General features: G+C 40.5%; 13 protein-coding genes. 5 read left to right on the top strand and 8 right to left on the bottom strand.

The window, feature by feature from the left end:
* Positions 1-95 precede the first annotated feature (95 nt).
* A complete protein-coding gene (locus JJ692_RS00690; protein ID WP_034283189.1) occupies positions 96-1,181 on the top strand; it encodes an SEC-C metal-binding domain-containing protein in 1,086 nt (361 codons plus the stop codon).
* 48 nt (positions 1,182-1,229) lie between these two features.
* Here JJ692_RS00690 and JJ692_RS00685 read toward each other — a convergent pair whose 3' ends face one another.
* The 4 genes from JJ692_RS00685 to JJ692_RS00670 all read right to left on the bottom strand — a co-directional run bounded on the left by JJ692_RS00685 (position 1,230) and on the right by JJ692_RS00670 (position 4,934).
* Positions 1,230-2,270, bottom strand: coding sequence for a DUF4352 domain-containing protein (locus JJ692_RS00685; protein WP_133744708.1), 1,041 nt, complete (start codon positions 2,268-2,270; stop codon positions 1,230-1,232).
* Between the two features lie 313 nt (positions 2,271-2,583).
* Positions 2,584-3,240 carry a response regulator gene (locus tag JJ692_RS00680; RefSeq protein WP_044333593.1) on the bottom strand — a complete coding sequence of 219 codons (657 nt, stop codon included), beginning with the start codon at positions 3,238-3,240 and terminating at the stop codon, positions 2,584-2,586.
* Positions 3,237-4,451, bottom strand: coding sequence for a sensor histidine kinase (locus JJ692_RS00675; protein WP_206534126.1), 1,215 nt, complete (start codon positions 4,449-4,451; stop codon positions 3,237-3,239). The genes JJ692_RS00680 and JJ692_RS00675 overlap by 4 nt, the downstream gene beginning before the upstream one ends.
* An 18-nt stretch (positions 4,452-4,469) precedes the next feature.
* Positions 4,470-4,934 carry a DUF1453 domain-containing protein gene (locus JJ692_RS00670; RefSeq protein ID WP_225315555.1) on the bottom strand — a complete coding sequence of 155 codons (465 nt, stop codon included), beginning with the start codon at positions 4,932-4,934 and terminating at the stop codon, positions 4,470-4,472.
* Between the two features lie 158 nt (positions 4,935-5,092).
* On the opposite strand from JJ692_RS00670, the gene JJ692_RS00665 reads away from it, so the two are divergent.
* Complete coding sequence (locus JJ692_RS00665; RefSeq protein ID WP_206534125.1) at positions 5,093-6,022, top strand: aldo/keto reductase; 930 nt, start codon at positions 5,093-5,095, stop codon at positions 6,020-6,022.
* A 32-nt stretch (positions 6,023-6,054) separates the two neighbouring features.
* Here JJ692_RS00665 and JJ692_RS00660 read toward each other — a convergent pair whose 3' ends face one another.
* Both JJ692_RS00660 and JJ692_RS00655 read right to left on the bottom strand, forming a co-directional pair.
* Positions 6,055-7,020 (bottom strand): sensor histidine kinase, encoded by a 966-nt coding sequence (locus JJ692_RS00660; RefSeq protein WP_024424367.1) that lies wholly within the window; start codon positions 7,018-7,020, stop codon positions 6,055-6,057.
* Between the two features lie 11 nt (positions 7,021-7,031).
* Positions 7,032-7,733, bottom strand: coding sequence for a LytR/AlgR family response regulator transcription factor (locus JJ692_RS00655; RefSeq protein ID WP_206534124.1), 702 nt, complete (start codon positions 7,731-7,733; stop codon positions 7,032-7,034).
* 161 nt (positions 7,734-7,894) lie between these two features.
* Between JJ692_RS00655 and JJ692_RS00650 the strand changes: the two genes are divergently transcribed.
* The gene (locus tag JJ692_RS00650) at positions 7,895-8,635 is read left to right on the top strand and encodes an ATP-binding cassette domain-containing protein (protein WP_025092774.1); all 741 of its coding nucleotides are present in this window, start codon (positions 7,895-7,897) and stop codon (positions 8,633-8,635) included.
* Entirely contained in the window at positions 8,635-9,810 is a 1,176-nt protein-coding gene (locus tag JJ692_RS00645; protein WP_024424364.1) for an ABC transporter permease, read from the top strand. The genes JJ692_RS00650 and JJ692_RS00645 overlap by 1 nt, the downstream gene beginning before the upstream one ends.
* Before the next feature lie 56 nt (positions 9,811-9,866).
* Here JJ692_RS00645 and JJ692_RS00640 read toward each other — a convergent pair whose 3' ends face one another.
* Both JJ692_RS00640 and JJ692_RS00635 read right to left on the bottom strand, forming a co-directional pair.
* Complete coding sequence (locus tag JJ692_RS00640; protein WP_206534123.1) at positions 9,867-10,418, bottom strand: hypothetical protein; 552 nt, start codon at positions 10,416-10,418, stop codon at positions 9,867-9,869.
* A 516-nt stretch (positions 10,419-10,934) separates the two neighbouring features.
* The gene (locus JJ692_RS00635) at positions 10,935-11,996 is read right to left on the bottom strand and encodes a DUF4352 domain-containing protein (protein WP_024424362.1); all 1,062 of its coding nucleotides are present in this window, start codon (positions 11,994-11,996) and stop codon (positions 10,935-10,937) included.
* A 527-nt stretch (positions 11,997-12,523) separates the two neighbouring features.
* Here JJ692_RS00635 and JJ692_RS00630 point away from each other — a divergent pair.
* On the top strand, positions 12,524-12,952 hold the full coding sequence (locus JJ692_RS00630) for a cell wall hydrolase (protein WP_024424361.1): 429 nt from the start codon (positions 12,524-12,526) through the stop codon (positions 12,950-12,952).
* Positions 12,953-13,052 lie beyond the last annotated feature (100 nt).

The following is a 13,052-nucleotide window of genomic DNA, read 5'->3' as shown; positions in this document are numbered from 1 at the left end:
TCATTCAGATTTTTCTTTTTTCTTGAAAATAAAACCCTCCTGTGCAATCGTTTGTTAAAATAGTGAGGTTAGACTAGAATGTCGGAGGTTTTATTTTGGGAAAAATTAAACGAAATGCGCTCTGCCCTTGCGGAAGCGGAAAAAAATATAAACATTGCTGTGGTCAAAAATCAGGCGGAGAACAAACGTCTGAGCTTGTGTTTAAGGAAGCTGTACAAGTTCAAAAGGATTTAATGAATTATGCTTTTTCTAAGCATCAGAGAGCGATCAATCAATTCATTAATGAGTTTTCTTTCCTTGCAGATATGGATAAAGAAACGCAACAAATCTCAGTTTTCCATTTGAGTGTATGGGGCATCTTCTTCCGTCCATTAACTGATCAGAAAGAGACCATTTTCCAAGAGTTCCTGACAAAGAAAGCAGAAGATATTACCCGTCCGAAAACAAGACAAGTGGTCCAATCTTGGACAGACATGGAGCCATCTTTGCTTTTATTAAATGAAAAAACGGACGAGTCTCTTTACTTTGAGAATATGATAACAGCGGAGAAGGTTGAAGTAGATGTAAAACCTGATCAAACGGTACTGCCTGAAAAGGGAAGTCTCGTGCTTGGTTTTCCTGTTCAATTTGAAGAAAAGGCAGAGTTTTTCATTCAATATACGATGTTTGCGAAAGAGTTTACAGATACTCTTCTTCTTCAAGTTCGCCAGCTTGTTGACGCATATGAAGCAAATGGAGGGGCGCGCAGCACATTTATGAGAGAATCATTCCCTGACGTGCTGAAGTGTATGTTTGCGAAGCAAGAAGTAGAAGAATCAGAAACACCTGCTCAAACAGAAGGCGATGCAGGTCTATCAGCAGATCGTATGGACTGGGCAAGTGACGTCCAGCTGGAAACTGCTAAGCTGATTGAAGACGGAATGAAGGAGCACGGTGACCAAAGCCTGACAGATGGTGCTTTAACGGTTTGGAAAGCCTACTGTGATCAGAAATCACCTGTGATCCGTAAAGCAGCGTCATTTGCTGCCGGAATCGAATACTACATTCATTCACTTGCAAGCGATGCCCCGCTTTCTCAAGCACAAGTAGCGAAAAAGTATGGCATTAGTGCGTCGACTGTATCGAGCCGTTTTAAAGATATCGAAAAAGCGGTGAAAGAAGAGCAAGAGGCGACAGTATAATTAAAAAAAAAGACGCGGCTCCTTCAGAGGCCAGCGTCTTTTTTTAGATTATCTCGTTTTAATAAAACCGCTCATGTACTGCTCTGTATTATAATCATTGAGGTCAATTTTCCATTGACCATCCCCATTACGTTTCATTTTCACTTCATATTCAGCTGGGCTGGAAACGGGAGGAAGTTTTTCGAATTCAGATGCGTACATGTTTAAGCTTTTTTTATACAGTTCTTCTTTAGAACGGATTTTCCCGTTGTAAAACTCGTCTCTTTGCTTGTCTAGCTTGTCTTTTAAGTTAGAAGCATCAATGCCGGTTACTTGAGCGACAACCTTTGCTTCGTCATCAGAGATGGTTTTCACACTTGTTTCTACTTTCGCTTTATCCTTCATGGTGTTTTGAATGCGTTTGTACATCGACAGAATATCTCGGTCACTCACTTCATTTCCGTATATTCCTGCACTTCTTTTGAAGTCTTTTACAAACATCTCATGGTATTTATTGACGACATCCGATTGGTTGTCACCCGTTAAATCTGCGAATTCATCGTTCTTTTTATCAAAAACAATAATATCGGTATAAGCGGATAACGCTTTTGCTGGGTTATCCAGCTTTTTTGCTGAATCGAGTATTTTGTTTCCATCTAGGTCGATTTGGATGGAATCACTGTTTTTCTTGATGCTGTCCTGATAGACGAACTGATATTTTTTCCCTTTGTCTACTAGGAAATAAAGAGCTCCTGAAATTGACTTGCCTTTGTTCAATGAACCAAGGTCAAGACGGTCTTTGCTGCCGTAGAATTTTAAATCAGATACTTTGGCGTCGTCCTGATAAAGGGAGAAGTCAGAGTTATATAATGAAAGGGCTTTGTCACCTTTGTTTGTGATCGTCAGATTTACTTTTAGTACCAATTCATTGTCTCTCAGGGTAGTTGTTGAGTCTTCTGGTAACGTATATTCGTAGCTATTGACTTTTACCTCTGCTGTTTTTGTTGACTTTTGATCAGCGTCGGTTGATTTGGCTGAGCTCTGACATGCTGCAGAGATGATCATCACGAATGAAATCATGAGGAGTGCACTTATTTTTTTAAGATTCACAGTTGAAGCTCCTTTGCTTTTCTTTCGTCATTTCATTCCCGCTATCTGACTATGAAAAAAGAAACAGATAGATTGGTATATTCGGGTGTTAAAGGGGAAAATATCCTAATGACGATTTGCACTATTCATTCTATCGAAATTCATTCATGATGAGGAATAGGTTTTAGTCCCTATTTTTGATAGCTTTTAACACAATAACCTATAAAATAAGGAATTAAATAAGCACAATATACTAGTTAATAAGTATTAATTTATAGATTTATTTTAGGTTTTAAATGTTTTTTGTATAAAAATCTTGAAGTGAAGGTAGTTTTTATTTCACGAGGCGGTGCCGGATGGCGAAGACGACAGCCTGTGTACGGTCTTGTGCATTGAGCTTTTGTAAAATACGGTGCACATGCGTTTTTACCGTACTTTTGCTGATAAATAATTGATCAGCAATGTCTTCATTCTTTAAGCCATAGGCCATTTGCTGTAATACATCGCGTTCACGTTCTGTGAATGATTCGTGAAGCAGATGAGTGTGATGTGTATCATTTGCCTGCTGAAGAGCTCGTGCCATCATGTGCTCAGAGGCTGCCGTTCGAAAGACAGATTCACCAGCAAAGGCGGTACGGATGGCCTCAATTAATTCCTCAGGCATTGTATCCTTCAGCAAATAACCGACTGCCCCTGCACGAATTCCGTCAAAGACGTATTCTTCCGTATCAAAGGTCGTGAGAATCACAACTTTTACATCTGGATGCTTTTTTAAAATGTGCTCTGTTGCTGTGATGCCATCCATTCCAGGCATTTGTACATCCATCAGCAGTACGTCTGGTGTGTTGATCGAGCAAAGCTCAACCGCCTCCTGACCGTCTGACGCCTCCCATATGACGTCAATATCCTCTTGAGCGCTTGCAATATAACGAAATCCTTGGCGGATCAGCGGCTGATCATCAATAATGCCAATCTTAATAGGGTTTGTCATGTCTCGGAGTCCTCCTTGATAGGAATTTGAACATGGATACAAAAGCCGTGCGGCTCGCGTATGGCCGTCTTGAGGGAACCGCCTGCTGCGTCACACCTTGCCTTCATGCCTGACAGTCCAAAGCCAAATGAAATATCTTTTTCGCTGGTCAAATATCCATCGTCTTCAATGTTCATCATCAGCTCATGCTGGTTGTTAGATAGTGTAATGGTCATCGCGGTCGCCTTGGCATGGCGAATTGTATTGGTGATGGCTTCTTGTAAAATGCGGTAAAGCAGTTCAGATACGGAGAGCGGCCATTTTTTATATGTAAGCTGCTCTGTATGAAAGTGAATGTCAAGCTCACCCGATATCTCTCCTTGCTTGATGAGGCTGCGAAGTCCGGCAAGTCCGAGACCTGCATCATCTGACGCCATATGATGAACCACAGAACGAACTTCGGTGAGACAATTTTTAGAAATATGGATCAGCTCCTGAAACGTCTGCGTCATCTGCTCTGGTTCTTCCTGCTTTAAACGGTAGGGCAAAGACTGCAGCTGGACAATCATCGAGGTTAATTGGTGACCGATACTGTCATGCAGGTCACGTGCAATTCTGCTTCGCTCCTCCAGCACTGCAAATTGGAGTGACTGAACGGTCGCTTCTTCAAGCTCCATATGCGCCTTTTTCAATTGTTCATGGGCTTCTGATAATTCCTTGTGAACCAATTGCAGTTCTCCGAAGTGTTCTTCCTTTAATTCCTGTTCACGCCGACGCATTCTAGAAATCAAAACAAGTGTATACACAAGCAGCTGGAATAGCGGGAGAGTGATCACCATGTTCCAAGAAAAATCGTTTATATAATAGCTGATCCCACTGGTGAAAAAGATGATAGCAAATAGATAGGGATGATGCGCCTCTGAAAAACGAAAAGCGATAAAGCCGATCATAAAAAAGGTCAGTCCAATACTGTCTTGAATCTGACCTGTCACCAGCCACAAGAGATGTGTCAGAATCCACATCAAGAGGAGCATAGAAAATTGCTTTTTAGGCGGCAGCTTGTTTTTTGGAAAAAGACAAAGGAGAAACACCAAATAGACGAAGGTGCGAAACACCAATTCGCCTATTGAAAGGGGCTCATACATTTGAATATACATATAGGTCAATACAAGGCCTAATACAAATTTCCGCCTTATTTGACCTAAAAGCTTGAGTGGCTGCTGAAGGTTCATATCAAAAACTCCTGTCTGTCAGTTAATAGCAGCAGATGCTTTGATGTTCATATATCTTTTTAAAAGAATAAAACGTAAGCCGATCATACTGCCGATTGGAAGGAATGTCAGGCCATTTGCGAAAATGATCAGGGAATGACCGCCATCCTGTACAATTGAACCTACTGTCATCCGGATAAGGATGATTCCGATGAAAAAAAGTGTTCCATAAAGTGAGCTGGCGGCGGTGATACGCCCCGACTGTTGATCATATGTTACTTTGTATAGTTTACCTCTCCATAGCCCGATTGCAAAACCTGTGAGTGCAAAGACAATCATTGCAAGCAGGCTCATCGCCGTGATTTCAATATGCTGAGTAAAGGAATAAGAGAGTGTGCCTAATAAAATGAGCGGTCCTATGAGAAGCCTGATGGGGCGGATTTCTTTTTCCTTGCCTGTTCTTAAAAGCAGAATAATCATAATGATGACAATTTGAATGGTCATGACAAGATCTCCTTTTCGTTTTAGTCTATCTTCATCATACGCATCTTCTATTTTCGCCGCGTCCACCTGCAGGTTGATTTTAGAGAGCGGTATACTTGAATGTTGGAAATGATTCGTGGGAAAATAAGGATGATTATGTAGATAAGGGAGATGAGCTTTTGAAAAAGGTAACGCTTGGACGAACTGATTTGCAGGTAAATCCGATAGGGCTTGGTACGAATGCAGTAGGTGGACATAATTTATTCCCGAATCTTAGTGAGGATGCTGGACGGGAGCTTGTGGAGACGGCTCTTGATCAAGGTGTCAATTTCTTAGATTCTGCTTTTATTTATGGGCTGGGCCGTTCAGAGGAATTAATCGGTGAGATCATTGCCAAAAGAGGCGGCAGAGAAAAGCTTGTCCTTGCGACAAAAGGAGCTCATAAGGAAGTAAACGGGCAAATTGAACTTGATAACAGCCGTGATTTCTTAAGAGAGCAGGTTGAAAATAGCCTGAAACGACTGCAAACAGATCATATTGATTTGTACTATATGCATTTCCCAGATGGACGCACGCCGCTCGAAGAAGTAGCAGGCACATTAAAGGAATTGAAGGATGAAGGGAAAATCAGGGCAATCGGTGCATCAAACCTTGATTTTGAACAGCTTCAAGCCTTTAACCGAGATGGCTACTTAGACGTGCTTCAATCGGAGTATTCTCTGCTGAAACGTCAGGCAGAGCAGGATCTTCTTCCATACTGTGTCGAGCATGGGATCTCCTTTATTCCTTATTTCCCATTGGCATCAGGCTTGTTGACTGGGAAATTTACAAAAGATGCGACATTTGATGATATTCGAGCAAAGGACCCGCTTTTCCAAGGCGATGCATTCCTTTCAAATCTCGAAAAAGTAGACAAGCTGAAAGCCATTGCTCAATCAAAGAATGCAGAAACAGCACACGTCGCACTCGCTTGGCTCTTAGCGCAGGATGGCATTGATGCGATTATTCCAGGAGCAAAACGAGCAGACCAAGTGCTGCAAAACCTAAAAACAAACGATGTTCAATTAACAGAAGAGGAAATCAATCAAATCGATAAGATCTTCTCTTAACACTAAAAAAAGGTGCAGCTATGCACCTTTTTTTATGACATGGTGAGAGGGATTTTGATGACGAGCCGCAAATTTGGAGAACGGTAAGTGAAATCAAGTGTACCGTCTGCCTTTTCTACAAGCTGTTGAATGATATACGTCCCCATGCCTTGATGATCGCCGCCTTTTGTCGAACGGCCAAAAGTTTTGAACAAATGATCTAGCACGTGTTTTTCCATACCTTTTGTGCTGTTTTCACAATGGATTAAAAATAGCCCGCTCCGAATAGAGGTCGTGACCGAAATGCTTCCCTCTTTTCCGGCTTGCTTCGCTTCAATCGCTGCATCTAGAGCATTATCAAGCAGGTTGCCAGTAAAACTAACCTGATCCGCCTTTGAAAAAGGAAGCGATGAAAAGGGTGCTTGAAGGTCTAGTGAAAGTGCAATGTCCTCTTTCTCAGCCCGCTCCAAAAAGGAATGTAGAGTTGAGGCTAAATATGCATTTTCTCCTTTAATCCATGGGAAATGTTTGACGTATTGCTGAATCAAATCTTTGATTTCATGCTCGTCGTTCGATGCGGAAAAGGCATTTAAATGTCTGGCTGTTTCATGATGTTTACTGCGCAGCTCAAGAAGTAATTCGTTGGTTCTTGATTCTGCGTTTATGAGCTCTTGAAGCCGTCCATTTAACTGTTTCTCTGTCTGCATCACCTTCAATGAGAGGATATCGACTGTCACCATCATGATGAGCGCCAAAAGACAGCTCAGCTCATTCGGTTGCGTTAGAAAGAGCAAAAGGCCTGTGCAGGTAATGAGTATAAAAGCGCCTAATATCACATCACCACTCGTATGAGGCAAAAATCTTTTGTACATGAAAAATGTATAAACACACACCGCGCAAAAGGTAAGAAGCCACAACACAATGGATGAAAGCGGCAGAAAGGCTTCAGCAGCTGCATGAAACGCAAGACCTAACCATATGAGAGCATAAATGCGAAATCCAAGATAGAAAGCGTTCACGTTCGTTCTCCTTAAAAATAGTATTTCTTAAAGAATTCTAATTGCTGCTTGGTCATCATGGCTTTTTTATCTGTCCCTTCAAAAGACACGATATACGAATTTTTAGCATACGCCGAGAAATTCTTAATGTAATGAATATTGATAATAAACGATCGGTGGGAGCGGATAAAATCCTTTTCAGCCAGATCGCCCTTTAGCTCATTTAATGTCTGATAGGTCTGGATATCTCCTGTCGTTGTCACGATAGTTGTTGACCGGCCTGTTCGCTCAACAAAAATAACATCCTTTTTCTGCAGCACATGAATATCTGACTGCTGTTTAATGAGAAGCCGTCCATGAATGCTTTTCTCCTGCTTGGTGGACAGATAACGCTCTAAGCATTTGGCAATTCGATCAGCATGGTAGGGCTTCATAATATAATCATGTACATTCAAATCAAACGCATGGACCGCATATCCACTGTTTCCTGTCACAAAGACCACATCGACATTCAGTGCGTGAGAGTGAATGAGGTCCGCTAATTCATAGCCGGACATTCCAGGCATTTCAATGTCAGCGAACAACAGATCAATGTCTCCTTTTTTGACCTTCTCATATGCATCCTCTGCTGACTGCGTGACAAAGACGATGTCCACAGCCTCCATCCTGCCTACAATGGCGTGCAACTTTTCTAAATCTACTCGGTAATCGTCGACGAGACCTACTTTTATCATAAAAATCACCTATGACCATTCTTATTATTTGTCTATTTTACCATTTGTTTTTTTGAAATAGATCATTTCAAGACAGAAAAAGGACGTTTCGCGACATTTTTATATCAGGCAAGCGTTATTTTTTCTATCATAGACTTAGAAAGTTGAAAGGGGCGAACCACATGATTACTCTCAGCGATTGCAGCTGCTGGTTTAAAGATAAGAAAAAAGTCGTAAAAGCGATGAAACACATGACGTTCTCCGTGAAGGAAGGGGAAGTCGTTGGCATTCTAGGAGAAAATGGTGCAGGAAAAACAACATTATTGCGCGCTGTAGCCACATTATTAGAGCCTACACACGGAACAGTCACTGTCGCAGGCTTTGATACAGTGAAAGAAGCAACAGAAGTGAAAAAGCGAATTGGTGTCTTGTTTGGCGGAGAGACGGGGCTTTACGATCGTTTGACGGCAAGAGAAAACCTTGAATACTTTGGCAAATTATATGGCTTAGATCAGCATGAAATCAAAGCAAGAATAGAGGATTTAGCAAAGCGTTTTGGGATGAGACAATACATGGATCGCAAGGTGAAAGGATTCTCAAGAGGAATGAAACAAAAGGTGGCGATTGCCAGAACGTTAATTCATGATCCTGACATTATTTTATTTGATGAGCCGACAACAGGCTTAGATATCACGTCGAGTAATATTTTCAGAGATTTTATCCATCAGCTCAAGCAGCAAAATAAAACGATCCTCTTTTCAAGCCACATCATGGAAGAAGTCAGCCAGCTTTGTGACAGTGTGATGATGATTCATCAAGGAGAGCTTGTTTACAAAGGGACACTTCCAGAATTATATGCACAGGAACAAAGTGAAGACTTGAACTATATCTTTATGTCGAAGCTCGCTAGGGGGATTTCATAATGTGGAAAACCGTCTTTTTGAAAGAAATGACAGATGCGCTAAGGGATCGAAAAACGTTGCTCTTAACCGTACTGATTCCTCTTTTGACCATGCTTGGGCTGGTGTTCTTTTATGAAAGCATGATTGCAGATCCAGGGGATAAAGCCTATACAGTCGCCATCAATGAACAGCTTCCAGCCGAAATGAACCAAATGATCAAAGAGGTCAAAAACCTAAACCTTGAAACATTTGATGATCCGCAGCAAGCCGTCAAAGATGGAGAGGCAAATGCTTACCTGGAAATGCCGAAAGAGGCTGGCGATATGCTCAAGCATCAAAAGCCATTCGCCATTAAAATTCATGGATATACGACAGATGATGATTCGGTGATCACCGTTCAAATGCTGCAATCGTTGCTGGAGCAGTATCAAAACCAGGTGGTCGAGAAGCGCTTAGCAGCGGATCAAATCGATACGTCTGTTATTCATCCGTTTGAAGTACAGTCCGTTGATGTAGAAGAAGGTGATGAAGGGGAAAACGGAGTGACTGCTATGCTGTTGTCGATTCTCCTTCCAATGATTTTGGTGACCTCCGTGATCTCAGGAGCTTTGCCGGCTGCGCTTGATATTGTAGCGGGAGAAAAAGACCGAAAATCAATTGAAGCCTTATTCCTGACGCCTGCCAGCAGACTCCAGATTCTCATCGGGAAATGGCTCGCTGTCTCTATGTTCGGTATTTTAAGTGGGATTGTGGCGATCGGCATGCTGCTTCTATCCACTTTGCTCTTTACAGAAAAGCTGAAGCAAGCTCTGAACTTTGGTGATCAAATGTGGAGCATTATCGGCGTTATGTTTGCGGCGTTAATCATCTTCTCCTTCATGGTATCCATGATTGAATTGCTGCTCAGTGTGATGTCGGGCTCAGTCAAAGAAGCGCAGTCGTACATGTCCATGATCATTACGCTAGGTGTGCTCCCAATGTTCTTTACCATGAGAGCAGGTGCTACGCAGCTAGATACGTATTACTTTGCCATCCCATTCCTCAATATTCATGCGCTGTGTAAGCAATTGATGTTTGGTATCATCGATCCAATGTCCATCGCCCTGACACTCGGCTCCTCAGCCTTGGCAGTCGTCATCCTGTTTGTCATCGTCAGAAGCTTGTTTATGAAAGAGAAATGGATGCTTGCAAAATAAAGAAACGCCCTCTTTGATAGAGGGCGTTTTCAAGTGAATGCCGATCATCGTATTTCTCAGTTTAAGAAACCGAATTGATCCAAGTTCTCTAAATAAAATTGAAAATACTCGTCATGAATACCATCAGGATATTCTTCTAACCCATTTTCGATAAGTGCACCTACAATTAAAGCATTTATATACCTATTAAGCTTTTCGCAACTATCTCTTACGGTAAATTCTGAAACATATAATCCATCTTTACTTTCTAAAATGATATCAATTCTTCTACCTTCTTGTTCATCAAGCAATAAGTGATTATACTCCCATTCTTTTACTCTTTTAGGGTTTAACGGATGAAGACGATTATGAAGTACTTGTTCACGATGATCCTTTTTTTCCTCATTTGAAAACAATTGAATCAATAGACTCGGATCATCAATGACAAAACATTTATATATCTTAGTATATTCAAAGTGATCATCATTCACTAAATCTAAAATGTTTGTTTTTGAAAATTCTCTAGCTTTAAATTTAGACGTTATCATTTCAACGACTTGTTCTTTAGTAAAAATCAATTGATCTTTTTTATATAAATATTGTTTATATAGCTTTTCGTAATTATACATTATTCACCTCTATTAACTATTTAACAGGACCTCCGTAGAATGAATGAGCTTTTGAAGTTCTTTTATGGGGATGCCAGTAATAATAATACCCTTTCTTGATTTCATTCTAGCAATTGCTTGTGACTATATACTCCGCCTCGGATAATAGCTTCATAATGGTTATACTTTTTATTCCTGTGCTTGCTGGCTTCTGTAGCAATTACATAACCAGCTCCTGCAACAATAATCACCGCAACAGTATGAAATAAAGAATGAGGAGTACCTTTTTTACTTCGAGTTTACACTACATCTTTAACTCAAATAAGCAGAAAAAAATCTTAAGTACAAAAAAGAATAATCAGGATTGAATATCTCATAGTGACAAGCTAAAGAAATGGAACACTGATTATAGAAAGAAATGTTGTCAAGGGTAAGATAACTTGACTATATTCTGGTTTTTGATGATAGAGGGGGTTCACGATCACCAAACCAGGTGATAAATCATAACAAAAAACCCCCGGAATCGGGGGTTTTTCTTTAGTTCTTGATGAATTTCTCAACTAATGAGCTTGTTTTGTAGTCGTTCAAATCAAGTTTCCATTGGTCGATATCATTTTTCTTCATGTTGACTTCTACTGTTTCTTCAGAAGATGATGGTCCTAATTTTTTAAACTCATCTGGGTAAATTGATAGTAAGTATTTTTGCGCTTCATCATAAGAAGCTGAACGGTTTTTGCTGTAGAACTCAGTCGCTTTCTCTTTCAAACGATCGACAAGCGGACTTGCATCGATTGGTGTAAGAGTCACAGTCACGACAGCTTTATCACCACTGATGGATTTTGTTTTTGTTGAAACTTTTGATTTTTCAGCTAATGTTTCTTTCACAGCTTTCAGTAGCTTATCAAGGTTTTCGTCCTTCGCTGAGCTAGAAGAAATACCTGAAGAAGTGATGTAACCTTGCTTGAATGATTTATCAAATTCGTTCACAACAGTTGATTTGTTATCACCTGTTAGTTTTTCGAAATCATCGTTTTTCTTACCAAAAATCATCACATCAATATAAGAAGAAAGAGCTTTTGCAGATGCTTGTAGTGTATCTGCTTTTTTCATTAAGTCTTTTCCTTTAATATCGAATTCTAGTGTTTTGTCATCTTTTTTCGATCCGCTTCCTGGCTCTGTGTAAACAAGCTGATAGTCTTTGTCTTTGTCAACAACAAAGAAAAGACCGCCTTTTGTTACTTTGTCTGCATTTAAAGAGCTTGAAGATAATACTTCGTTGTAGTCATCTGGAGAGATCGTAGATACCTGTGCGTCATCTTGGTAAAGCGTGAAGTTGCTTTTATCAACATTGAGAGGCTCTTTGCTGATATTTTTTACAGATACATTCACTTTTAGTACATACTGATCATCCTGTACAGATGTATCGTATTGAGGTGGTAATGTGTACTCAGCACTTTCTACCTTTACCTCTGCTGCATCAAGAGATTTTTTGGTATCGTTTTCTTTCGCAGCTGTTTTGTCTTTTCCACCACTACAAGCAGCAGCGACAACAGTTACACACAAGATCAGAAGAAACAGGGATAATTTCTTTTTAAACATGGCGTGTTTTCCTCCTCGGGTTTATGGTGAATTTCATTGAAAAGCTGTAGTTCATATCATTCTTTTTGCACAAAAAGAAAAATACTGTATGTTTTTTACTGTAGAATGAAGCGAAAGTACTGTCAATACCTCAGTGCGTTTCCGAGGTTGATTGGCTTCAAGTAGTAAAAATGACACTAAGTTGAGAGGAGAAACTTGTAATTTATTATTTGATATCTCCTGTAGAAACTCAACATTTTATATTTTAAGGTTTTGAGTCGGATTATTGAATAGGTTCAAATGACTGTTTTTGAAGATGATGTCGCAATTAGAAGGATTTTTATGACTTGTAAATGAGTATATAGTAATGAATATTTCTTCCTGTTATGTATATGGTCACTTGGTTTGAGTGTTGTTGGCAGCGAGACACATGTCCAGCAAATTTAGACAGGCTGCCGACACTGAACGTGCTTTTTCATGTCAAAATGGCAGTCATCTACACAGAAACGCTACATAAAATAAAAGAGAAACGAACTGGAGGTGGATGTATGGCAGTGGTAAGAGCGACAAGCTCTGATATTGATTTAATGGCCAGACTGCTGAGAGCGGAGGCAGAAGGTGAAGGGAGGCGAGGGATGCTGCTCGTAGGAAACGTGGGCATCAATCGTTTGCGTGCCAACTGCTCTGACTTTAAAGGGCTGCGTACGATTCCACAAATGATTTATCAGGAGCATGCATTTGAAGCGGTCACGCATGGTTACTTCTATCAGCGAGCACGAGAAACGGAAAAAACACTTGCGCGGAGAAATATTAACGGAGAACGTTTTTGGCCGGCAAAATTCAGCCTTTGGTATTTTAAACCGCCTGGCGATTGTCCAGCGACTTGGTACAATCAGCCGTTTGTGGCAAGGTATAAGTCGCATTGCTTTTATCAGCCAACCGCCGAAACGTGTGAAAATGTTTATAACACCTTTTAGCTTGATGAAACGCACAACCCTCTTAGAGTACAAATGCAGAGGGTTGTGTTTTTGTTTTTTCCAAAATGGGTAACCATTGTGTATCAGCAAGATGAAGCAC

Origin of the sequence: Bacillus sp. 3a (assembly GCF_017161885.1) — a bacterium.
GTDB lineage: Bacteria > Bacillota > Bacilli > Bacillales > Bacillaceae > Bacillus > Bacillus safensis.
This window is presented reverse-complemented; position numbering and strand designations above follow the sequence as displayed.

What these genes read in the sequence shown, in the direction of transcription:
- JJ692_RS00680 (WP_044333593.1), bottom strand. Translation starts at nt 3,240, where the DNA reads ATGACAAACCCTATTAAGATTGGCATTATTGATGATCAGCCGCTGATC.
- JJ692_RS00675 (WP_206534126.1), bottom strand. Translation starts at nt 4,451, where the DNA reads ATGAACCTTCAGCAGCCACTCAAGCTTTTAGGTCAAATAAGGCGGAAA.
- JJ692_RS00670 (WP_225315555.1), bottom strand. Translation starts at nt 4,934, where the DNA reads ATGACCATTCAAATTGTCATCATTATGATTATTCTGCTTTTAAGAACA.
- JJ692_RS00655 (WP_206534124.1), bottom strand. Translation starts at nt 7,733, where the DNA reads ATGATAAAAGTAGGTCTCGTCGACGATTACCGAGTAGATTTAGAAAAG.
- JJ692_RS00650 (WP_025092774.1), top strand. Translation starts at nt 7,895, where the DNA reads ATGATTACTCTCAGCGATTGCAGCTGCTGGTTTAAAGATAAGAAAAAA.
- JJ692_RS00645 (WP_024424364.1), top strand. Translation starts at nt 8,635, where the DNA reads ATGTGGAAAACCGTCTTTTTGAAAGAAATGACAGATGCGCTAAGGGAT.
- JJ692_RS00640 (WP_206534123.1), bottom strand. Translation starts at nt 10,418, where the DNA reads ATGTATAATTACGAAAAGCTATATAAACAATATTTATATAAAAAAGAT.
- JJ692_RS00635 (WP_024424362.1), bottom strand. Translation starts at nt 11,996, where the DNA reads ATGTTTAAAAAGAAATTATCCCTGTTTCTTCTGATCTTGTGTGTAACT.
- JJ692_RS00630 (WP_024424361.1), top strand. Translation starts at nt 12,524, where the DNA reads ATGGCAGTGGTAAGAGCGACAAGCTCTGATATTGATTTAATGGCCAGA.